The following is a 21,622-nucleotide window of genomic DNA, read 5'->3' on the forward strand; positions in this document are numbered from 1 at the left end:
CGGCAATGTCGCGGTCTGGGGAAGCATGCCGGGCGCGCCAACTTTGGCGGGATACCGTCGAGATGATCTACAACCGGAACTAAGTGACGGCCTGTCAGTCGGCGCCCTGGCGGTCATTGGGCCGCACGGCGGCCGTCGATCGGGTGACCCGTAGCGCGGGTCCGGCGCCGGACGGCCGCCCGTGGGGAACGATCACGACCAGTTACCGCTGACCGGTTCCAGCTCCAGGGGAGTCCGCTGTGCGCATTCTGCTCATCGCCGGCGCGTTCAACAGCCTGACGCAGCGCGTATACGCGGAACTCGGCGAGCGAGGGCACCACGTCAGTCTGGAGCTGGTGACACGGGAGACGCCGCTTCCCGAGGTCGCACGCCGTCATGGCCCGGACCTGATCGTGGCACCGATGCTCAAGACGGCCGTACCCCGCGAGGTGTGGTCGGCGTGCACGTGCCTGATCGTGCACCCCGGCCCCGTCGGTGACCGCGGCCCGTCGTCGGTGGACTGGGCGGTGCACCTGGGCGCCGGCCGGTGGGGGGCCACGGTCCTGCAGGCCAATGACGAGATGGACGCCGGCGACATCTGGGCCGCGGCCGACTGCCCCGTCCCCGACGTGGGCAAGAGCGACCTCTACCGCAACGAGATCGCCGATGCCGCGATCGAGGCGGTCCTGTCGGCCGTCGCACGGGTGGCGTCCGGCACCCACCGGCCGCAGCCGCAGGCCGCCCTGCCCGACGCCGCGAAACCCGGTCGCCCCCGGCCGCCCTTCCGCCAGGACCTGCGCCGGATCGACTGGCGGTCCGACCCCACCGACACCGTCGTACGCAAGCTGCGCGCCGCCGACTCGCAGCCCGGCGTACGCGATGAACTCCTCGGGGAAAGCTGGCATTTGCACGGCGGCCACCCCGAGGACACCCTGACGGGCCGGCCCGGTGAGCTGCTCGCCACCCGATGCGGCGCGATCTGCCGGGCGACCGTCGACGGCGCGGTATGGATCCCGGAACTGCGGGCGCCCCGCGCGCCGGGGGAGCCCGGCACTCCCAAGCTGCCCGCCACCCTGGCACTGGGGGACCGCCTCCCGCCGCTCCCGGAGGTCCCGGCCCCGCTCGACCCCGGCGAGGGTCCCCGCACCTGGTCCGACATCCGCTACCGCGAGGACGGCCCGGCCGGTTTCCTGGAGTTCTCCTTCCCCGGCGGCGCGATGAGCACCGGCCACTGCAGGCGCCTGCTCGCCGCCTACCGCCACGCCTGCGCCCGGCCGACCTCCGTGCTGGTCCTCGGCGGCCGCCGGGACTTCTTCTCCAACGGCATCCATCTCCATGTCATCGAGGCCGCCGCCGACCCCGCCGAGGAGTCCTGGGCCAACATCAACGCCATGGACGACCTGGTGCACGCCGTCCTGACCACCACCGACCGGCTGGTGGTCGCCGCGCTCGGCGGCAATGCCGCGGCGGGCGGGGCGATGCTGGCCCTCGCCGCCGACGAGGTGTGGTGCCGCGCGTCCGTGGTGCTCAACCCCCACTACCGGCTGATGGGGCTCTACGGTTCGGAGTATTGGACCTATACGCTGCCAGGCCGGGCGGGTCCCGAGGTGGCCGGGCAACTCACCGCGCGTGCCCTGCCGATGACTGCGGCGGCCGGGGCGCGGCTCGGCCTGGTCGACCGGATCATCGACTGCAGCGCGCAGGATTTCGCCGCACGGACCGCCCCTCTCGCGGTCCGGCTGGCATCGGCGGCCGCGACCCAGGCCCGTATCGCCACGAAGAAGGCCTCCCGGGAGCGCGACGAGGCGGAGCGGCCGCTCGCCGCCTACCGGGAGCATGAACTGGCCCGGATGCACCGCACCTTCTTCGACCCGGACGCGCCGTATCACGCCCTGCGCCGGGCCTTCGTACGCAAGGAACCCGCGGCCGGAACCCCCTCGCACCTGAACACCTCACCCGCCTGAGGCGCTGTGGCCCGTGCGGTGAGCGCCGGAACGGCCGGCGGGCGAGGCATCCCCCGGGGCCGGTGGCCGACATCCGTCGTCCACCGGCCCGCTGCCGTGTGTGCCCACCGCGGCCTTGGCGCGATCGCGGCTGCGCGTCAGCCGCGGCCGTCGGCCTGGGCCGGCTGGTACTTGTAGCCGATACCGAAGACCGTGCTGATGGTGTCGCGCAGGCCTGGGCCCAGACGTCGGCGCAGACGGGCGATGTGGACATCGACGGTGCGGTTGCTGGACTGGCAGCTGGGCCAGACGGCCGCCATCAGTTGTTCCCGGGTGAAGGCGCGCCGGGGATGCAGCACGAGATGAGCGAGCAGATCGAATTCCAGCCGTGGGAGATCGAGTTGGCGTCCTCTGATGAAGACCGTCCGGGCCGCGGTATCGATACGGATCGGCTCCGGCCGTGTCTGGCCGGCCGGAGGCTCGTCGGGGCGGGACGGTTCCTCGCCCGGCGGCGCCAGAATGATGTGGACCTCGTCGGACGGCAGCCGGTGCACCGATACGGGTTCCAGGTCGTGCAGGGTCAATTGCCACTTTCCGTCGGGTAGCCGGTCGACCGCCAGGGGTGGCCCTTCGCCGGGCCCGGCCATCAGCGGCCGGACGACATCGGCGTCCGGCCGCAAAGCAAGCGGGGTCGTCGAGGAGTTCAGAAACATGATCTGGGCCCATTCCTCTTGCAAAGCAGGCGTGTACGGACAGACATGGCGGTGCTCGACGTTCAAGGGTGCTGAGGTGCTACGCAGCGATCACGAGGTGGTCCGGTGGTGAGGCGGGGCGGCGGCCAGACACTTGTGGTGCAGGTGCGCCCATCGGGGGCGATCGCTCCGCTCGTACCTCAGGAACGCTCGCGCCCATGCCTGTACCCAGCCATGACATGGTGTGAAGTCACGGCCTCCGGTCCAGTCGAACGCTACATGTGATCGCGTGGTTCCGGAAAGTAGCGTCCGCTAATTCGGTTGCTCTTGAGCCGACTTCGTGTTTGCCCGGCGTCCACTCGGGCGGCGCGTAGGCCGCTTGCCTCCGGGCGTCCACCGTTCCGTTTCGCGGGTGCGTCAGGAATTCATTGAATGTTGTCGGTTCGGGTTGCTCCCGCGGCCTCGCAAGGGCACGGTGGCGACTTCACCGGTGACGGTGTGGGCCGCGGGGAACGGCTCGCGCCCCTCGGGGTGTGGGGGCGGTGTTCACCGGGACCCGCGTGCCCGCCCTTCCGGGCCCCGACGCGACTCCCGACCGGCATGGCTGGAAAGGAGCCTCGAACTGGCCGAGAAGGGTGAGTTGTTGCGGGGCGGGCCCGGCCGGGAGTGAGAGTGTCGCGGGCGTATTTGCCCTTCTCGTGCCGGGGGTTGGCGGGGGTGTGTCGCCACCCGGCGGGTCGAAGTGCCGAGGATCCATGGAAGCGGTGGATACGGAGGGGTAATCGGCAATGATGTCCAGTTGTGAAGGCCCCGCGGGCATGTGAATATGCCAAATAAATGCCCGGTGGTGAACGGGGGTCGCAAAGTCATGAGGTTCGGCAGGTCGCGCAAGAAGTTGTTTCCTTTTCAATCTCATCGAGACTAAAAGGTGCGGAACCAGATATTCCAGGCGACTTGTTTTCGCGATGAGTTGAGGGTGAGTAGGGTGTTCCCGCTGTCACTTGACCGGTGGCAGGGATCCGGCTGAATTCGGCGCAGCTGGAATGCGGTGTGGGGGATGAGGCCTTCGTGACCGGGAGGGGACCATGGCAGCCGGCTCTTTCGAGGGACAGTACGTGTGGAGTCCGGCTGCCAATGACCGGGCGCTGGCGCGCGCGTGTATGGACGTACGGACCGGACGGTACCTGAGTGCGCACGAAGTTCTGCGGGAAGCCCGGGGGGATTTCGAGGTACGCGCCCACCGCTCCCTGGTGCTGGCGTCCGTGGCGGCCGACTCGGACCTGGCGGAACGCTGGCTGGCCGAAGAGCCGGGACCGGAGGCGGCATTGCTCTGGGCCCGGGTGGCCATGCTCCGCGCCCTGCGCATGGCCGATGCCGGTGACCGGCGGCAAGGCGCCCTGGTGCGGATAGCGCGATCGGCGTGTGAGCGGGCCGCGAAGCTGCTCCCCGAGGACCCCACGCCCTGGGTCGCGCAACTGGCGCTGACGCGCCTCGACCGTCCGCAGGACCCGGCGCCGAAGGGGCTGCTGACCGCTCCGGCCGGGCCCTGGTACCTCTTCGCCCACATCCTCCGGATCGACCCCTGGCACCGCGAGGCGCACCACCGCTTCCTGTCGTTCTACTTCACCCGCTACGGCGGTTCGTCCAGCGCGAGCTGGGACGTTGCCGCGTTCCTGAGCCAGCGGGCCCCGGCCGCCTCACCGCTGCGGCTGCTGCCGCTGGTGGCACTGGTCGAGGACTACGACCCGTCCGAGCTGCTCGCGGACCGCACATGGGAGCAACCCCAGTGGATCACCACCGCCATGGGCATTTACCGGAACTGGTTTCCGGAGGTGGCCGGTTACCGTTTCACGCCGGTGCTGGATCTGGCGTATCTGGCCCATGCGCTGTTCATGGCGAAACGCGAATTCGAGGCACGGGAGGTCTTTACCGCCATGGGGCCGTATGCCTCGCGCATGCCCTGGAGTGCATTCGGTGATCCCGAGGATCAATTGACCAGGGCGAGACGCTCATGCGGACTCCCCGTCCCGCATGACGGCTGATTCGCGATGAGGCCTGAATTCCGCCGGATTCGGCATCGTAAAAGGCCCACTCATTCCGCTCCACCCGTTCGATCAGCTCAACCCGATCCATTCTCCCCCCGGTCCCCCCAGAAAGGTTACGGTTGTGTCCGAGCGTACGTCCCCAGCTCGCTCGAAAAATCCCCACGCGGCGGATTCCGTCACACTCGACGATGACGCCACGCTCCATGCCATGGGCTATCCGCGGAAACTCACTCGCAGATTCCGCGCGTTCGACAATTTCGCCATTTCCTTCACCATCATCAACATCATCTCCGGGATCTTCTCCTCCTTCGGCTTCGGTATGAACGCCGGCGGCCCGCGGATTCTGATCTTCGGCTGGATCGGCGTCTCGATCATGGTGCTCTTCGTCGGCGCCGCGATGGGTGAGATCGCCTCCGCCTACCCGACCAGCGGTGCGCTCTACTTCTCGGCCGGCAAGCTGGCCAAGCGGCACCAGGGCGCCTGGTCCTGGTACACGGGCTGGCTGAACTTCGTGGGCCAGGTGGGCGGCACGGCCGCCACCAACTTCGCCGCCGCCACCTTCATCCAGGCGTTCATCGCCATGCAGTGGCCGTCCTATGAGCCGACGCCGCAGCAGACGGTGGGCATCACCGCGGCCATCCTTCTCGTCCAGGGGCTGGCCAACACGTATACCGTGCGGCTGGTTGCGGTGGTGAACCGCATTTCCGTGTGGTGGCTGCTGGTCGGCATGGTGGTGATCGTCGGTGCGCTGACCGTGATTCCCGACCATCACCAGTCGCCTTCGTTCGCGACGCACTTCGTCAACAACACCGGCTTCACCCATGCGATTTACGGCGGAATGCTGGGTCTGCTCGTCACCAGTTGGACCTTCACCGGGTTCGACGGCAGTTTCCACATGTCTGAAGAAACGGTGAAGGCCACCGTCAACGCGCCCCGGGGCATCATGCGGGCGATCAGTTACTCCGCGATCACCGGACTGCTCCTCATGCTGGCGCTGGTGTACGCGATCCGTGACTATGGCCACGCCGCGAGTGCCGAGGCGCCGCCGGTGCAGATTCTCGTCGACGCGCTCGGCCAAAGCACCGCCAAGTTCCTGCTGTTGATCGTTATCGGTGCCATGCTCTTCTGCGGCCTCGCCAACATGACCAGCAATACCCGGCAGATCTTTGCCTTCTCCCGTGACGGTGCGATGCCCGGCTTCCGTTGGTGGCATTCGGTGTCCGCGCGCACCCGTACCCCCGTCAAGGCCGTCTGGCTCGCCGCGGTGTGCCCTCTGGTGCTGGTGCTGCCCGGCTGGTGGTCCCACACCGCCTTCACGGCCGTGGTGAGCGTCAATGTCGTCGGCCTGTTCCTCGCCTACGCCGTGCCCATCTTCCTGCGGCTGCGGCTCGACGACTTCCAGGCCGGGCCGTGGAACCTCGGGCGCTACGGCAAGCCCGTCGCGGCGGTCGCGGTGGCCTGGATCCTGATCAGCAATGTGCTGTTCATGCTGCCCCAGGCGTCCCCGATCACCCCCGCCTCGTTCAACTACGCGCCCATCGCGCTGGCGGTGGTACTGGTCATCGCCACCGTCTGGTGGTTCGCCACCGCCCGACGGCGCTTCCAGGGTCCGGTCAGTTACGGCCGCCCCGACGAGGTCGCCGCGATGGACCTGATCTAGGCAGGAGTGTCGTCGGACTCCCTGGGACGCGTCGCCCGGATCACCCCGGGACCGCGCGGGAGGTCCGGCCGGCCGTACCTCCCGCCGGCCGGACCTCCCCGCCCACCGTCACCGGCCCCGCACCGCCCCTGCCGGCTCGCCCCCTGCCCCCACCAGAAGGGACGAACACCCGACATGCCCCCCATCGGCAACGCCCCGGACCACCGGCCCACCACCGGCGAACTCACGGTCTCCACCGCCTCGTTGGAGGACTGGCACCAAGTGGCCCGGTGGGCCGCCGACGAGGAGTGGAACCCCGGGCTCGGCGACACCGCCTGCTTCCACCCCACCGACCCCGCAGGCTTCTTCCTCGGACGCCGCGCCGGACGGACCGTCTCCGCGGTCTCGATCGTCAACTACTCGGACGCCTATGCGTTCCTCGGCTACTACCTGGTCCACCCCGGCCACCGCCGGCAGGGCCTCGGGCCTGCCACGTGGCGTGCCGCCTTCCCGCACGCCGGTGCCCGGACCGTGGGCCTCGACGCCGTCCCCGCCCAGCAATCCACCTACCGGCGCGCCGGGTTCACCCCCGCGTACGACACCATCCGCTACGGCGGACGCCCCCTTCGCCCCGGTACCCCGCCGCCGTCGGGGATCGTCCCCGTCACCGCCGCCCACCTCGACGCCCTCGCCGACTACGACCGGCGCTGCTTCCCCGCCGACCGCCGCGCCTTCGTCACCCGCTGGCTGACGGCCCCCGGCCACACCGCTCTCGCCTCTCTGCGCGAGGGCGCGATCGCCGGGTACGGCGTGCTCCGACCGGCCCGCACCGGCCATCGCATCGGCCCGCTCTTCGCGGACACCACCGAAGCGGCCGAGGCGCTCTTCGACGCCCTCACCGCGTCCGTCCCCCCGGACGCCGAGGTCTTCCTCGATGTTCCCGGGCCGCGGGACACCGCCCACACCCTGGTCACGGCCCGCGGACTGACCCCGCAGTCGCACACCGTCCGGATGTACACCGGCCCGGTCCCGCCGACGGAGCAGGGGCGGACCTTCGCGGTCACCAGCCTGGAGCTCGGCTAGGCCCCCGGCAGGTGTCCAGGCCCCTGGCCGATGGCGGCCGGGGGCCCGCTCACGGGCCGACCGTGCCGTCGATGGCCTCGCGGAGGAAGTCCGCATGGCCGTTGTGGCGGGCGTATTCGTGGATCAGGTGCAGCATCACCAGGCGCAGGGAGACATGCTCGCCCCAACGCGGCTGGTAGCCCGTGACGTCGAGCGATGCGGCCTGCTGCTCGATGCGACGGGCGTGTGCCACCTCTGTCCGCCAGGCGTCGAACGCCTCCGCGCGGGTGGCGCCGGTCGCGTCGTACGCCACCTGGTAGTCGCCCTCGGCCGACCAGACGAGCGGGATGTCCTCGCCGTTGATCACCCGGCGGAACCAGCTGCGCTCCACCTCTGCCATGTGCCGCACCAGGCCGAGCAGGGACAGCGTGGACGGCGGGCTCGACTGGCGCCTGAGCTCCTCGTCGGAGAGGCCGTCGGTCTTCATGGCGAGCGTGGCCCGGTGGAAGTCGAGGTAGGACCGCAGGGTCTCCCGCTCGCCTGCGCGTACGGGCGGGGAGGGGCGTTCGGTGGTCACAGCGGATTCCTTTCCGCGGCGAGTCCCCGGGCAGGACTCGGCCGGTGTGCTGTCAAGGTGCTGAGCGGTGTCACGGTGCGAGCCGCCTGCGGGGCTCAAGGGTCCGGGAAGAGCGGCCCGCCCCTGGAGCGGGACGAGCTCCCTGTGCTCCCCGGAGCGTGCCGACGAGGCGGCGCGGCCGCGGTCGAGGGGATCTTCCCGAGTGCCGCGGGCCGCCGCAAGCGGTTTATCGAAAGCTGCGGTGGCGAGGGCCGTATCGCGGCGCTGGGTCAGGGCTCAACTCCGCGCGGCGGAAGGTCTGTTGCACGGCTCAACTCCGCACGGCGGAAGGCCTGTTGCTGTCCCACTCCGCGCGGCCGAAGGCCTGTTACGGCGAGAGCGGCGGTGGCGGTGAGCCGCGGTGACGGCGTACGGGCGCGCGCGACAGCCCGTCCGCGGGCCGTGCGGCTGCGCGCACCGGGCCCGCGGACGGGCCGCCCTCCGTGCTCCCGGCCCGCTTGCTCAGCCGGCGGCCGTCACGGCAGATACCGCTCGATGGCGGGGCCGGGCCCCTCCTCGGCCATCAGACGCCTGGCCCATTCCAGGGTCGACGGGGTCGGTTCGCGCCCCGAGACCCTCACCAGGTCCTCCGGGTCGTAGGGCCGCTCGCTGCCGGTGTACAGCTCGACCGGGTGCCGCTCGGCCGACTTGTCCCTGCCATTGGTCGTCACAGGTCCTCCTCTTTCCGCGCCCGCCGAGTCGCCGGGACCTCGCTTGGTTCCATCATGGGACCGCCTCCGAACGCCCGCACGATATGCGCCGGACCAATCCGTGCCGCACGTTCACAGGCCGGTCAGCCGGCCGGGCGCGGGGCCCCGGGATAGTGCGGCGGAAACGCCTGTTCCGTCCAGATCGTCTTGCCCTCCGGCGTGTAGCGCGTGCCCCAGCGCTGCACCAGCTGCGCGACGATGAAAAGCCCCCGACCGCCCTCGTCGTCGCTGGCGCTGTGCCGCAGATGGGGCGAGGTGTGGCCGGTGTCCGACACCTCGGTCAGCAGGGTCAGATCGCGCAGCAGCCGCAGATGCAGCGGTCCCGCGGCATGCCGGACGGCGTTGGTGACCAGCTCGCTGACCACGAGTTCCGTCGCATACGACAGCTCCTCCAGGCCCCACTCCCGCAGCTGCCCGGTGGCCAGCTCACGGGCCTTGCCCACCGCGGCCGGCTCCGCGGGCAGCTCCCAGGCCGCCACCTGCCGGGGGCCCAGCTCACGGGTGCGCACCAGCAGCAGCGCCGAGTCATCGACGGCCGGGCCGTCCGGGAGCAGCTCGGCCAGCGCTTGGTCACACAGCTCGTCCAGCGGCCGGCGGTGCTCGCTCAGTACCCGGCCCAGGATGTCCAGCCCCTCGTCGACGTCCCGGTTACGGGCCTCGACCAGCCCGTCCGTGAACAGGGCGATCAGGCTGCCGGCCGGCAGCTCGATCTCCAGGGATTCGAACGGCAGGCCCCCGAGGCCCAGTGGTGGGCCGGCCGGCAGATCCGGGAAGTGCAGGCCGCCGTCCGCGTCGACGACGGCCGGCGGCAGATGCCCGGCCCGCGCCATGGTGCAGCGCCGGGACACCGGGTCGTAGACCGCGTAGAGGCAGGTCACGCCGGTGGCCACATCGTCCGTGCCGGCCGTGGCCGGCTGGTCCTCAGCGGTCTGGCCCACCAGGTCGTCCAGCCGGCTCAGCAGCTCGTCGGGGGACAGGTCCAGCCGGGCCAGGGCGCGTACGGTCGTCCGCAGCCGCCCCATGGTCGCCGCCGCCTGGAGGCCATGGCCGACCACGTCCCCGACGACCAGGCCGACCCGGGTCCCCGAGAGGCCGATGACATCGAACCAGTCGCCGCCGACCCCGGCCCGGTCGTCGCTCGGCAGGTAGCGGTAGGCCAGATCGACGGCGGACTGGGCCGGGAGGTTCTGCGGCAGCAGATTGCGCTGCAGGGTCAGTGCGGCGGTGTGCTCCCGGGTGAAGCGGCGGGCGTTGTCCAGGCACACCGCCGTCCGGATGACCAGCTCGTCGGCGAGCTCGATCTCTCCCTTGTCGAAGAGCGACGGGGTGGTGCGGAGGAACGTGACCAGCCCCATCAGGGTGCCGCCGGCCCGCAACGGCACGACCATGGTGCTCTCTTCGCGGACCATGCCACCGGAGGACAGGCTGCGGTACTGCAGCGAGCCGGGCGGGTACTCGACGCGGTGCAAGCCGGGCGGCGGGCCGTCAGGTGTGTGATCGGCGGTGCGGGTGGCCACCCGCACCAGGGTCGGAAGATTGCCGTCGACCGGTTCCGGCTCCTCACCCTCCAGTACGGACCGCACCAGGTCGACGGTGACCATGGAGGCGAAATCCGGCACCGCCACCTCCGTGATCTCCCGCGCGGTGACGGTCATATCGAGCGTGGTGCCGATCCGGGTGCCCGCCTCCACCAGCAGGTTCAGCCGGCGCTGTGCCTGGTAGCGGCCGCTGATGTCGAAGGCGTCCTCGCACACCCCGAGCACCCGGCCGTAGGCGTCCTGCAGCCGGTAGTAGGAGCAGGACCAGACGTGATCGGTCCCCGGGTCGGAGGGCTGCTGGCCGACGAAGTGCAGATCGAGGATCGGCTCGCCGGTGTCGAGGACGTGATGCATCACGTCCTCGAGGGTGCGCGGATACCCCTCGGTCACAAACTCGCCGTCCGGGTACAGCTCATCGGCCCGGGCGCCGAGGAACTCCTCCACCGGCAGTCCGATCTCCCGCGTATACGCGGTATTCGCCCAGGTCAGCCGGAGCTCGGTGTCGTAGATCCCCAGGCCCACCGGAGACTGGGTGGCCAGCCCGTGCAACATCGCCTGGCGGGACTCCCACATCCGGTGCTCGTCCAGCTCGGCCGCCACCAGGACACGGGCCGCCTCCGTACCGGCGTCCTCGGACGTCTGGGCGAGGGGGCAGGTCGTGACGGCCATCCGCACCATCCGGCCGTCCCGGTGCCGCAGCGTGTGCACCTGGCTGCCGCTCAGCGAGCCCTCCGGTGGGTGTGCGGCGCCCGCGGAACCGGCCGGCAGCAGCGTCTCCAGGGGGGATCCGATGATCTCCTGCGGGGTGTATCCGAGCAGTCGCTGGGCCGCCGGGCTCCACCCGATGATCCGGTCCTGGGCGTCCAGAACCGCTGTGGCCGCCCTGGTGACGTCGAGGGGACCACGGAAGTCGGCGCTCTCCGCCGCGTTCCATGCGTTCATGGCATCAACCCAGCCCGGTTCAGTATCTACAGCATCGAGCCTGATCAAGACCGGCACAACTGCGCTGCTGCCGGGGGGACGCGCCCTTGGTGCGGCCCTGCTCCGTCGCTGGCAGAGTGGGAAGGGGCGCTGAGCAACAGGAGGCAGATGTCATGTCGGCCCATGGCCCGGCCACTCCGGTACGCGGCGCTCCGTGCTGGGTCAGTCTGATGGCTCGGGATCTGGAATCCGCGCAGAAGTTCTACTCCGCCGTCCTGGGCTGGCGGTTCCGCCCGGCCAGCCTCGGCGAGGAGTTCTCCGTCGCGGTGGCTGAAGGACAGCCGGTGGCCGGCATCGGTGCTCTCGCCCAGAGCTTCCAGGTCGCCGTGGCCTGGACCTCGTACTTCGCGGTGGAGAACGCCGACGAGACCGCGGACCGGATCCGCGAGCGCGGGGGGACCGTCGGTGTCGGCCCGCTCAAGCTGGGCCCCGGCCGCGCCGCCCTCGCCGCCGACGCCGACGGCGCCACCTTCGGCTTCTGGGAGGGCCAGACCCTGGCGTGGTCGGTCGGGCAGGGTGCCGCACCCGCCCTGCTCGAACTCCGCACCCGGGACGCCTTCGCCGCTGCCATCTTCTATGCGGAGGTCTTCGGCTGGGCCTCCGGGGAGCCGGGCGGCTGCGATGTGACCTACGAACACGACCAGGTGATCGTCCGGGACGGGACGCACACCGTTGCCACCCTGCGGGGCGGTGCCGTGGAGTCCGCCCCCGACCCGCGGGTCCGCCCCCGCTGGCACGTCCACTTCCCGGTCCGCGACATCGAGAAGGTGACGGCCGCCGCGGTGGCCGCCGGCGGAACCGTCACCCCCGTGACGCCGACCGCGGACGGCAAGGGCCGCCAGGCCGTCATCCGTGACCCCGACGGCGGCCTCTTCACCGTCACCTCGAACTGAGCGCCCCGCGGTTCCGCCGCGCGCAAGGGACTTGCCCCACTCATCGGCCCCGCCCTCCTTCGTCGGGAAGGGGACGGGGCCGATGGCGCAGAGGGATCCGGGGGAATTCCGGGTCGGTCAGTTCAGCGAATCGCCACTGCCCGCTCCGGGGTCACTGCTGCCGACGGCTCCCGGGTCCTGGGCACCCGTACCGGGGTCCTGGGAACCGGCACCGGAGTCTCCCGCTCCGGCGCTTCCGGCTCCCGCGTCTCCGGCTCCGGCGCTACCCGCTCCGGCGTCTCCGGCTCCGGCGCTTCCGGCACCGGCGTCTCCGGCACCTGCGCTTCCGGCACCCGCGTCTCCGGCTCCGGCGCTACCGGCACCGGCGCTACCGGCACCGGCGCTACCGGCACCGGCGCTTCCGGCACCTGCGTCACCCGCACCGGCGCCGCCCGCTCCCGCGTCACCGCCGCCGGCGCCGCCGGCGCCGATCTCGGCTCCCGTGGCCTTGAGCGCGTCGGTGACCGGCTGGAAGAAGGTCTCGCCGCCCGCGGTGCAGTCGCCGCTGCCGCCGGAGGTCAGCCCGACGGCCGAGTCGCCGGAGAACATCGAGCCGCCGCTGTCGCCGGGCTCCGCACAGACATCCGTCTGTATGAGGCCGTTGACGATGTCGCCGTTGCCGTAGTTCACCGTCGCATCGAGGCCGGTGACGGTGCCGTCGTGGAGGCCGGTGGTGCTGCCCGAGCGCTGCACCTTCATCCCGACGGCGGCCTCCGCGGCCTTGGTGATCTTCTGGGTGCTGCCGTCCCCCTTGTCGACCGCGCTCTCTGGCTTGGCGGCCTTGTCGTCGTAGGTGACCAGCGCGAAGTCGGTCTTCGGGAACTTGGAGTCGGCCACCGTGCCCAGCGGCTGGCTGCCGCCCTGGTCGGCCGTCCAGGTCTTGGAGTCGTTGCCGCAGTGACCGGCCGTCAGGAACGCCGGTGCGCCCTTGACCGTGACGTTGAAGCCCAGCGAGCAGCGTGCGTTGCCGCCGAAGATGGCGCTGCCGCCGACCGGAGCCGCAGCCTGCCCACCTCCGGCACCTCCGGCACCTCCAGCACCTCCGGCACCGGCCGATTCACCGGCGCCGCCTGCACCTGCGGCATCACCTGCGCCGCCGGCGCCTGCGGCATCACCTGCGCCGCCCGCACCGCCCGCGGCCGCCCCGCCGTCGCCGGCCGCGCCCCCGGCCGCACTGCCGGCCGAGCCCCCTGCCGCACTCCCCGCGTCCCCGCCGTCGTACCGCTTGAACTCGCCCTGAGACCGCTTGACGGTGACCATGCCTGCGCCCATGCCACCCGTGGCCTTGTTGAGCGTGGCCATCTTTGCGCCGGTGACGGTTCTGTCGGCGAGCACCACGATCTTGTTGGTCTTCGGGTCGATCGACCACGCCGTGCCGGGCACCGAGGCGGAGTCGCTCAGGGTCTTCGCACCGGCCTTCAGCGCGGTCATGCTGTTGTGCACGACCTTGGCGACGGCACCCTTGGCCGTGACGCTCTTCGCGGCGTCCTCCGACAGAACGTTCATGACCAGGTGGCCGTTCGCGCTGTCCAGGTACCAGCCGGCCGTGTTGTTCCCCAGGTCCGCCTTCAGGGATGACGCCAGCTGCGTTGCCGAGTGGGCGCTGAGTGTCTTCAGGGCCGCCGGCTGGTCCGTGCTCGCGTTGGCGTTGGGGAGCAGGATCGCCGCAGCCGCGATGGCGGCCGCTGCGGCGCCGGCGATGGCGCCGGTCCGCTTGTTCACATGTCGGTGGCTCAATTCACTGACCTCCAGGGACGCACAGGAACGAGGCACACGGGCGACCGCGGTGCGTCGCGTCAGCACCCGTGTGTTGCTGCCACCCAGTCCTACGTAGCCCCGTGCACCCGGGTCTCACGGCCACTCAAGCTGTGATGAATTCCAACGCTTGCGGTGGCGAACGTTTACACTCCCGCACCGCCCGGCCGCCCACCGGCAGGGTCCGGCCGCCCGTCCCCGGCACCTCGCACAGACCGGCGGCACGGTCCCCGAGCTGCGCGTCCGGCCGGTCTGCCGAGCCCGGTGAGCGGTGCGTGACCGCCCTCACGTCCGGCGCCGGGAGGCCGTTTCCTGCCGGGCGTAAAGAGCAACTGTGGCCGCGCTTAAGAAATCCTCGATGGACCGGGCGGCCGGGGTACGGAAGATTTCCTGACGAAGATCGGGCGCCCGGCGCGGGCCCCCGGCAGGTCACACCGACGTACGGGAGCCGATGCGGTGAAGGCACTGGTCAAGCAGAAAGCGGAACCGGGACTCCGGCTCATGGAGGTGCCGGAACCGGCCATCGGTCCGGGCGATGTCCTGATCAAGGTGCTGCGCACCGGAATCTGCGGCACGGACCTGCACATCCGGGCGTGGGACGGCTGGGCCCAGCAGGCCGTGGCCACCCCGATGACGATCGGTCATGAATTCGTCGGCGAGGTGGTGGAGACCGGCCGGGACGTCGCCGACATCAAGGCCGGTGACCTGGTCAGCGGCGAGGGGCACCTGGTCTGCGGCAAGTGCCGCAACTGTCTGGCCGGCCGCCGCCATCTGTGCCGCGCCACCGTCGGCCTCGGCGTCGGCCGGGACGGCGCGTTCGCCGAGTACGTGGCGCTGCCCGCCGGCAATGTGTGGGTGCACCGCATCCCCGTCGACCTCGATATCGCCGCCGTCTTCGACCCGTTCGGCAACGCCGTGCACACCGCGCTCTCGTTCCCGCTGGTCGGTGAGGACGTCCTGATCACCGGCGCCGGACCGATCGGCATCATGGCCGCGGCCGTCGCCCGGCATGCCGGGGCCCGCAATGTCGTGATCACGGACGTCAGCGAGCCGCGCCTCGAACTGGCTCGCAAGGTCGGTGTCAGCCTCGCCCTCAATGTCGCCGGGACGACCATCGCTGACGGCCAGCGCGAGCTGGGCCTGCGCGAGGGCTTCGACATCGGACTGGAGATGTCCGGCCGGCCCGAGGCGATGCGCGACATGATCGCCAACATGACGCACGGTGGCCGGATCGCGGTCCTCGGCCTGCCCTCCGAGCAGTTCCCCGTCGACTGGTCCCGGATCGTCACCTCCATGATCACGATCAAGGGCATCTACGGCCGGGAGATGTTCGAGACCTGGTACGCGATGTCCGTGCTGCTCGAAGGCGGCCTCGACCTCGCGCCCGTGATCACCGGCCGCTACCCGTACCAGGACTTCGACGCCGCCTTCGACGATGCCGCCAGCGGCCGGAGCGGCAAGATCATCCTCGACTGGACTGCCTGAATTTTCGGCTCGGTTCGACGAAGCCGGTGGCTCACTCGTCCACCGCACCCTTAAGGAGCACCCCCATGTACGACTCCGTACGCGATGAACTGCGCGGCGCCCTCGACGAGATCCGCGCCGCCGGCCTGCACAAGCCCGAGCGCGTCATCGGCACCCCGCAGTCCGCCACCGTCGCGGTCACCGCGGGCGGCAACCCCGGCGAGGTCCTCAACTTCTGCGCCAACAACTACCTCGGCCTCGCCGACCACCCCGAGGTCGTCGCGGCCGCTCATGAAGCGCTCGACCGCTGGGGCTACGGCCTCGCCTCGGTCCGCTTCATCTGTGGCACCCAGGAGGTCCACAAGGAGCTGGAGCAGCGGATCTCCGGCTTCCTGGGCCAGGAGGACACCATCCTCTACTCGTCCTGCTTCGACGCCAACGGCGGCGTCTTCGAGACGCTGCTCGGCCCGGACGACGCGGTCATCTCCGACGCCCTCAACCACGCCTCCATCATCGACGGCATCCGCCTGTGCAAGGCCCGCCGCTTCCGTTACGCCAACCGCGATATGGCCGACCTGGAACGCCAGTTGAAGGAGGCCGGCAGCGCCGGCCGCAAGCTCGTCGTCACCGACGGCGTGTTCTCCATGGACGGCTATGTGGCGCCGCTGCGCGAGATCTGCGACCTGGCCGACCGCTACGGCGCCATGGTGATGGTCGACGACTCGCACGCGGTCGGCTTCGTCGGCCCCGGCGGCCGCGGCACCCCCGAGCTGCACGGGGTGATGGACCGCGTCGACCTCATCACCGGCACCCTCGGCAAGGCCCTCGGCGGCGCCTCCGGCGGCTATGTCGCGGCCCGCGCCGAGATCGTCGCGCTGCTGCGCCAGCGCTCGCGCCCGTACCTCTTCTCCAACTCGCTCGCCCCGGTGATCGCGGCCGCCTCGCTGAAGGTGCTCGACCTGCTGGAGTCGGCCGGCGACCTGCGCGAGCGGCTGCACGCCAACACCGCGCTGTTCCGTTCCCGGATGACCGAGGAGGGCTTCGACATCCTCCCCGGCGACCACGCCATCGCCCCCGTCATGATCGGCGACGCGGCCGAGGCGGCCCGGATGGCGGAGCTGCTCCTGGAGCGCGGCGTCTACGTCATCGGCTTCTCCTACCCCGTGGTCCCGCAGGGCCAGGCGCGGATCCGGGTACAGCTCTCCGCCGCCCACTCCACCGAGGACGTCCACCGCGTGGTCGACGCGTTCATCGACGCGAGGTCCGCGCTGGGGGACTGACGCCGCCCACGGGCGTCGCCTGAGAAACTGGAAACATGATCGAAGCACGCCGGCTGCACATCCTCCGTGCGGTGGCCGACCACCGCACGGTCACCGCCGCGGCCGCCGCGCTCTATCTGACGCCCTCGGCGGTCTCCCAGCAGCTGGCCGCCCTGGAACAGGAGACCGGCCACCGTCTGGTGGAGCGCAGCGCCCGCGGCGTACGGCTGACCGCCGCGGGCGACATCCTGCTCGCCCATGCCAATGCCGTCCTGGCCCAGCTGGAGCGCGCCGAGTCCGAGCTCGCCGCCTACGGCTCGGGCGAGGCCGGCACGGTCACCGTCGCGGCCTTCGCCACCGGCATCGGCCTGGTCGTCGCGCCCGCGCTCACCGCGCTCACCCGCACCGCGCCCGGCATCCGGGTCCGCGTCCAGGACGCCGAGGGCGACGCCAGCCTGCTCATGGTCCTGGACCGGCAGGTCGATGTGGCGGTCGCCGTCGAGTACCGGGGCGCGCCCAGCGCCGACGACCCACGGCTGACCCGGGTCCCGCTCTACGCCGAGCCGTTCGACGCGGTGCTGCCGCCCGGCCACCGCCTCGCCGACGCCGCGCAGGTGGCCGTGGCCGATCTCGCCGACGACCCCTGGATCGGCCCCTACCCCGGCAACCCCTGCCACGATGTGGTCGTCCTGGCCTGCGAATACGCCGGTTTCGAGCCCCGGCTGGAGCACTCCTCCGACGACTTCCGGGCCGTGGTCGCCCTCGCCTCGGCCGCCGCGGGGGTGGCCCTCGTCCCCCGCTCGGCCCTGCGCGACATGGACCTCACGGGGGTGGTGGTCCGCCCGGTCGACGATGTGGCCCCCACCCGCCGGGTCTTCGCCGCCGTACGCCGCGGAGCCGAGGAGCACCCCCTGCTCCGGCCGGTGCTGGCCGCCCTCCGGGAGGCGGCGGCGCCTCAGGGGTGAGGGGCGCCCGTCATGCCACGCTCGGTGCCTCGTCCATGGGGATGACCCGGGCCGTGGCGGCGGCGGTGGCGATGAGCCGCTCGTCGCCGTCGGTGAGGGCGGCCTCCAGGAAGGCGATATCGCCCACGCGGTGCACGATGCGCCCGGTGCCGATGAGCCGGCCGGGGCGGGTGGGCCGGAGGAACGAGGCCGTCAGCTCCAGGGTGGACTGGAACTGGTCGGGCCGGAGCGTGGCGAGGAGAGCGGGGCCGACCGTGTCGTAGAGCATCGCGGCGAGGAAGGCCCCGAGGACGTTGCCCATCGGGTTGGTGAAGTCCTCGGTCGCGGTGAACGCCAGCCGGATCGTGCCGTTCGCGGCGTCCGCGTCGAGGAACTCCATGCCCAGGGTGGCCGCCGCGGGAGGCAGGGGCGCACGCCCCTCCATCGCCTCCCGGAACGTCCCCGCCCCTTCGCTCATCGGACTCCTCAGGCCGCCGTCCACGACGTTGATGTCTTCTCTCCCTACCCCGCCCGGCCCCGGTACGGGCCCGGTCCACCCGAATAGCCATGCCCCCGAGGACGCGCCCGGCATGCCGGGCGGGGCCGGTCATGGCAGGCTCGGCACGGCGGCGGCGAGGGAGGCGAAGCGATGTCGGTCGGCTCCACCGGCCCGGGCGGCGCGGCGCCGGGCACCGTGCCCCAGGACCCCTACGCGCTGGTGCGCACCCGCGAGTATCTGAAGCTCCTGCTGACGGCGGCGCTGGTCGGCTTCCCGGTCTGTGCCGTCTCGTTCGGCTTTCTCGCGCTGGTCCACGAGCTGGAACCGCTGATCTACCAGGACCTGCCGCGGGCGCTGGGCTTCAGCGGGCCGCCGATCTGGTGGCCGGTCCCGATGCTCGTGGTCGCCGGCCTCCTGGTCGGCCTGACCATCCGTTATCTGCCGGGCCACGGCGGCCATGAGCCGGCTGACGGGCTGGCGCTCAGCGGCGCGCCCCCGCTCTCCGCGCTCCCCGGTATCGCCCTCGCGGCGCTGGCCTCGCTCAGCTTCGGTGCGGTGCTCGGCCCCGAGGCGCCGCTCATCGCCCTCGGCGGCGGGCTGGCCGCCGGCGCCGTACGGCTGCTGGGCCGGGATGCCGGCCCCCGGACCGCCGCCGCGGTGGGCGCGGCCGGCAGTTTCGCGGCGGTCAGCGCACTGCTCGGCTCCCCGCTGCTGGGCGCGTTCCTCTTGATGGAGGTGTCGGGCCTGGGCGGCCCGATGCTCGGGATGATGCTGGTGCCCGGTCTGCTCGCCGCGGGAATCGGTGCGCTCGTCTTCACCGGGCTGGGGGACTGGACCGGACTCGGTACGTACTCCCTCGCGCTGCACGACATCCCCAAGGCCGCCGAGCCGACGATTCCGGAGTTCGGCTGGGCCCTGGTCATCGGGGTGGCCGCCGCCTTCCTCGCGGTCGGCGTACGGCGGCTCTCGCTGTTCCTCAAGGGGCATGTGGTCTCCCGTCGCCGCGTCCCGGCCACGATGGTGATGGGCCTGGTGGTGGGCGCGCTGGCGGTGGCGTTCGCCGGGACCACCGGCAAGCCCGCCACCGAGATGCTCTATTCGGGCCAGTCGGCGCTGGGGTCGCTGTTCCAGGACAGTGCCGGCTACTCGGTGGCGGCGCTGCTGCTGCTCATCCTGTGCAAGGGCCTGGCGTACTGCGCCTCGCTGAGCGCCTTCCGGGGCGGCCCCATCTTCCCCGCGCTGTTCCTCGGCGCGGCCGGTGGTGTCGTGCTGTCCCACCTGCCCGGCCTGTCGCTCACCGCGGCCTTTGCGATGGGCGTCGGTGCCATGTGTGTGGCGATGCTCCGGCTGCCGATGATCTCGGTGCTGCTGGCCACCCTGCTGCTCGGCAGGAGCGGTCTGACCGTGATGCCGCTGGTGATCGTCGCCGTGGTCGTCGCGTATGTCGTGGCGCTGCGGCTCACTCCGGCCACCGCCGCGAGCGCACCCCCCGCGGCCGCACCGCACGCCGCCTGAGGCCCGTCAGCGCCGCGGCGTCCGGCCCGTCCGGGTCCAGGCGGCCAACTGGCGCTCCGTCCAGGTGTTGATGACCCGGTCGGCCGGTACGTCGCACTCCTCGGCGCGGGCACAGCCGTAGATCTGCCAGTCCAGCTGGCCCGGCGCATGGGCATCGCTGTCGATGGCGAAGAGCGTCCCCGCCTCCAGCGCCTGGCGGAGCAGCCGGCGCGGGGGATCGAAGCGGTCGGGACGGCAGTTGATCTCGACGGCCGTACGGTGCTCGGCGCAGGCCGCGAAGACCTCCCCGGCGTCGAACTGCGACTCCGGGCGCCGCTTGCCGGTGATCTGCCGTCCGGTGCAGTGACCGAGCACGTCCACCAGCGGATTGCGGACCGCGGCCAGCAGCCGCCGTGTCATCGGCGCCCTGTCCATCCGCAGCTTGGAGTGCACCGAGGCGACCACCACGTCCAACTGGTCCAGCAGCTCCGGCTCCTGGTCGAGGGTGCCGTCGTCGAGGATGTCGCACTCGATCCCGGTCAGCAGCCGGAATGGTGCCAGCCGCTGGTTCACCTCCGCCACCAGCGACAGTTGCTGCCGCAGCCGTTCGGCGGTCAACCCGCGGGCGACGGTGAGCCTGGGGGAGTGGTCGGTCAGCACACACCATGCGTGCCCGAGGTCGCGGGCGGTCCGGGCCATGGTCTCGACCGGGCTGCCTCCGTCCGACCAGTCCGAGTGCAGATGGCAGTCACCGCGCAGCGCCCGCCGGAGCCGCTGCCCCCGGTCCCCCTCGACCAGCGGACCGCCCGCCTCCTGTTCGAGAGATGACAGATACTCGGGCCGCGCCCCCGCGAGCGCCTCCTCGACCACCCGGGTGGTCTTCGGGCCCAGCCCTTTGACCCGCCCCAGCGAACCGTCCAGGGCGCGCCGGCGCACCTCGTCGGGGGACATGGCGCCGATCACCGTCGCGGCCGTACGGAACGCCTGGACGCGGTAGCTCACCGCACCCTGCCGCTCCAGCAGAAAGGCGATCCGCTCCAGCGCCTCGACGGGGTCCACGGACGGCTCCTTCCCGGGGCGCGGCCCCGCAGCGTCCCTTCACGGTGCCGCACGCGGTGGGCGGCTGCCACCGGGGGTGTCGGTGCCGCCCTCGGGAATCACCCATTACCGACGGGTCCGAAGGCGCGCCGTTATACGGTTATGTCCGTTCTCCGGGTACTCGGTCCGTTTCCATGGGAATGGCGTACGGATAGTTCCGATGAATCCGTTCAAGGTGTTCAACTCGCCCGATGCCGCCCATGAACTCCGGGCGAATCGGGCACATTTCATACCTCTGCAACATTCGGAGCGGTCCATCGTAAGTGCGCGCCGGAGTTCGGTGACCGTGCTGTGCTCAGGTGCCGTAAAAATTGGCGGTCTTCAAAAAATCTGCACACCGAATGCGCAGTCGGCACATGCTCTCCTGCGACGCACCCCCACGCTGACCTGCAGCTCATCGGTTTGATGCGGGAATGTCCAGTTCGTCGAACGAGCGATTACCGGTGGGTCAAAAGTGAAACTGGAGAAGTTGTGGAGAAGCTGCCACCAAGTCATGGACGCGCGTGCACTTCACGTAATTCGGCGAGGCGTTGGGGTCGAGATCGGTGGTTCTCCGATTAGCAGCGCAACGCGCCCGCATGCTTTGATCCTTCGCACTGCGGGAGTCACACCATCGGTCCCCGATTGCGGGTACCGGACTGCCGCAGCCGCGGCCGGGCCACCCCACCGGACGGTTCGGGCGCAGCTTTTTCGAGATATTCATCCGAAGGGAAACACCATGAACTCCACCCCCCAGGTTCAGACCCAGGAAATCTCCGACGCCGACCTGGACAACGTGTCCGGTGGCCTCCTCAACGGCGCGGTCGGCACCGCCGCCAACACCGTTGACTCCATCGCCCCCGTCTCGGGCGCCGTGGGCACCGCCACCGGCCTGGTCGACGGCGCCACCGGCGTCAACGCCTCGGGCGTCGTCGGCACCGCCACGGGCCTCGTCTCCGGTCTCTGAGTCGTCCCTGTGCCGCTGAGCGGTAC

Annotated in this window: 17 protein-coding genes; 10 read left to right on the top strand and 7 right to left on the bottom strand. The window is 71.1% G+C overall.

All coding sequences use genetic code 11. The features are described from left to right. Positions 1-239 precede the first annotated feature (239 nt). Positions 240-1,943 (top strand): hydrogenase maturation protein, encoded by a 1,704-nt coding sequence (locus ACGFWI_RS28850; protein ID WP_393908960.1) that lies wholly within the window; start codon positions 240-242, stop codon positions 1,941-1,943. 137 nt (positions 1,944-2,080) lie between these two features. Here the strand turns inward: ACGFWI_RS28850 and ACGFWI_RS28855 are convergent, their stop codons facing one another. After that, positions 2,081-2,635, bottom strand: coding sequence for a winged helix-turn-helix domain-containing protein (locus ACGFWI_RS28855; RefSeq protein WP_393908961.1), 555 nt, complete (start codon positions 2,633-2,635; stop codon positions 2,081-2,083). Between the two features lie 1,064 nt (positions 2,636-3,699). Here ACGFWI_RS28855 and ACGFWI_RS28860 point away from each other — a divergent pair. From ACGFWI_RS28860 to ACGFWI_RS28870, 3 genes are all read left to right on the top strand, one after another. Continuing rightward, positions 3,700-4,656 carry a hypothetical protein gene (locus ACGFWI_RS28860; RefSeq protein WP_393908962.1) on the top strand — a complete coding sequence of 319 codons (957 nt, stop codon included), beginning with the start codon at positions 3,700-3,702 and terminating at the stop codon, positions 4,654-4,656. A 211-nt stretch (positions 4,657-4,867) separates the two neighbouring features. After that, positions 4,868-6,319: an amino acid permease gene (locus ACGFWI_RS28865; protein WP_393908963.1), complete on the top strand. Its 1,452-nt coding sequence runs from the start codon at positions 4,868-4,870 to the stop codon at positions 6,317-6,319. Positions 6,320-6,493: 174 nt separating this feature from the next. Next, on the top strand, positions 6,494-7,381 hold the full coding sequence (locus ACGFWI_RS28870) for a GNAT family N-acetyltransferase (protein ID WP_393908964.1): 888 nt from the start codon (positions 6,494-6,496) through the stop codon (positions 7,379-7,381). A 49-nt stretch (positions 7,382-7,430) separates the two neighbouring features. On the opposite strand, the gene ACGFWI_RS28875 is transcribed toward ACGFWI_RS28870, so the two are convergent. From ACGFWI_RS28875 to ACGFWI_RS28885, 3 genes are all read right to left on the bottom strand, one after another. Further along, on the bottom strand, positions 7,431-7,937 hold the full coding sequence (locus ACGFWI_RS28875; protein ID WP_393908965.1) for a DinB family protein: 507 nt from the start codon (positions 7,935-7,937) through the stop codon (positions 7,431-7,433). Positions 7,938-8,452: 515 nt separating this feature from the next. Continuing rightward, positions 8,453-8,647, bottom strand: coding sequence for a hypothetical protein (locus ACGFWI_RS28880; RefSeq protein ID WP_393908966.1), 195 nt, complete (start codon positions 8,645-8,647; stop codon positions 8,453-8,455). A gap of 122 nt (positions 8,648-8,769) precedes the next feature. Continuing rightward, positions 8,770-11,166 (bottom strand): SpoIIE family protein phosphatase, encoded by a 2,397-nt coding sequence (locus tag ACGFWI_RS28885; protein WP_393908967.1) that lies wholly within the window; start codon positions 11,164-11,166, stop codon positions 8,770-8,772. 152 nt (positions 11,167-11,318) lie between these two features. Here ACGFWI_RS28885 and ACGFWI_RS28890 point away from each other — a divergent pair, with 152 nt between their 5' ends. Then, entirely contained in the window at positions 11,319-12,098 is a 780-nt protein-coding gene (locus ACGFWI_RS28890; protein WP_393908968.1) for a VOC family protein, read from the top strand. Between the two features lie 117 nt (positions 12,099-12,215). Here ACGFWI_RS28890 and ACGFWI_RS28895 read toward each other — a convergent pair whose 3' ends face one another. Beyond that, entirely contained in the window at positions 12,216-13,859 is a 1,644-nt protein-coding gene (locus ACGFWI_RS28895) for a S1 family peptidase (RefSeq protein WP_393908969.1), read from the bottom strand. A gap of 489 nt (positions 13,860-14,348) precedes the next feature. Here ACGFWI_RS28895 and tdh point away from each other — a divergent pair, with 489 nt between their 5' ends. From tdh to ACGFWI_RS28910, 3 genes are all read left to right on the top strand, one after another. Beyond that, positions 14,349-15,377 (top strand): L-threonine 3-dehydrogenase, encoded by a 1,029-nt coding sequence (tdh, locus tag ACGFWI_RS28900; RefSeq protein ID WP_393908970.1) that lies wholly within the window; start codon positions 14,349-14,351, stop codon positions 15,375-15,377. A 65-nt stretch (positions 15,378-15,442) separates the two neighbouring features. Next, positions 15,443-16,636, top strand: a complete 1,194-nt coding sequence (locus ACGFWI_RS28905) for a glycine C-acetyltransferase (protein ID WP_393908971.1) — start codon at positions 15,443-15,445, stop codon at positions 16,634-16,636. A gap of 35 nt (positions 16,637-16,671) precedes the next feature. Next, on the top strand, positions 16,672-17,580 hold the full coding sequence (locus ACGFWI_RS28910) for a LysR substrate-binding domain-containing protein (RefSeq protein WP_393908972.1): 909 nt from the start codon (positions 16,672-16,674) through the stop codon (positions 17,578-17,580). 10 nt (positions 17,581-17,590) lie between these two features. Here the strand turns inward: ACGFWI_RS28910 and ACGFWI_RS28915 are convergent, their stop codons facing one another. Next, positions 17,591-18,037: a PaaI family thioesterase gene (locus ACGFWI_RS28915; RefSeq protein WP_393908973.1), complete on the bottom strand. Its 447-nt coding sequence runs from the start codon at positions 18,035-18,037 to the stop codon at positions 17,591-17,593. A 171-nt stretch (positions 18,038-18,208) separates the two neighbouring features. Between ACGFWI_RS28915 and ACGFWI_RS28920 the strand changes: the two genes are divergently transcribed. After that, positions 18,209-19,573 carry a chloride channel protein gene (locus tag ACGFWI_RS28920; RefSeq protein ID WP_393908974.1) on the top strand — a complete coding sequence of 455 codons (1,365 nt, stop codon included), beginning with the start codon at positions 18,209-18,211 and terminating at the stop codon, positions 19,571-19,573. A 6-nt stretch (positions 19,574-19,579) separates the two neighbouring features. Here ACGFWI_RS28920 and ACGFWI_RS28925 read toward each other — a convergent pair whose 3' ends face one another. Next, the gene (locus ACGFWI_RS28925) at positions 19,580-20,611 is read right to left on the bottom strand and encodes a PHP domain-containing protein (RefSeq protein ID WP_393908975.1); all 1,032 of its coding nucleotides are present in this window, start codon (positions 20,609-20,611) and stop codon (positions 19,580-19,582) included. Between the two features lie 757 nt (positions 20,612-21,368). On the opposite strand from ACGFWI_RS28925, the gene ACGFWI_RS28930 reads away from it, so the two are divergent. Next, complete coding sequence (locus ACGFWI_RS28930; RefSeq protein WP_393908976.1) at positions 21,369-21,596, top strand: type A2 lantipeptide; 228 nt, start codon at positions 21,369-21,371, stop codon at positions 21,594-21,596. Positions 21,597-21,622: the final 26 nt, after the last annotated feature.

It is taken from the genome of Streptomyces sp. NPDC048434 (assembly GCF_043200375.1).
In the GTDB taxonomy this organism is placed as follows: Bacteria; Actinomycetota; Actinomycetes; order Streptomycetales; family Streptomycetaceae; genus Streptomyces.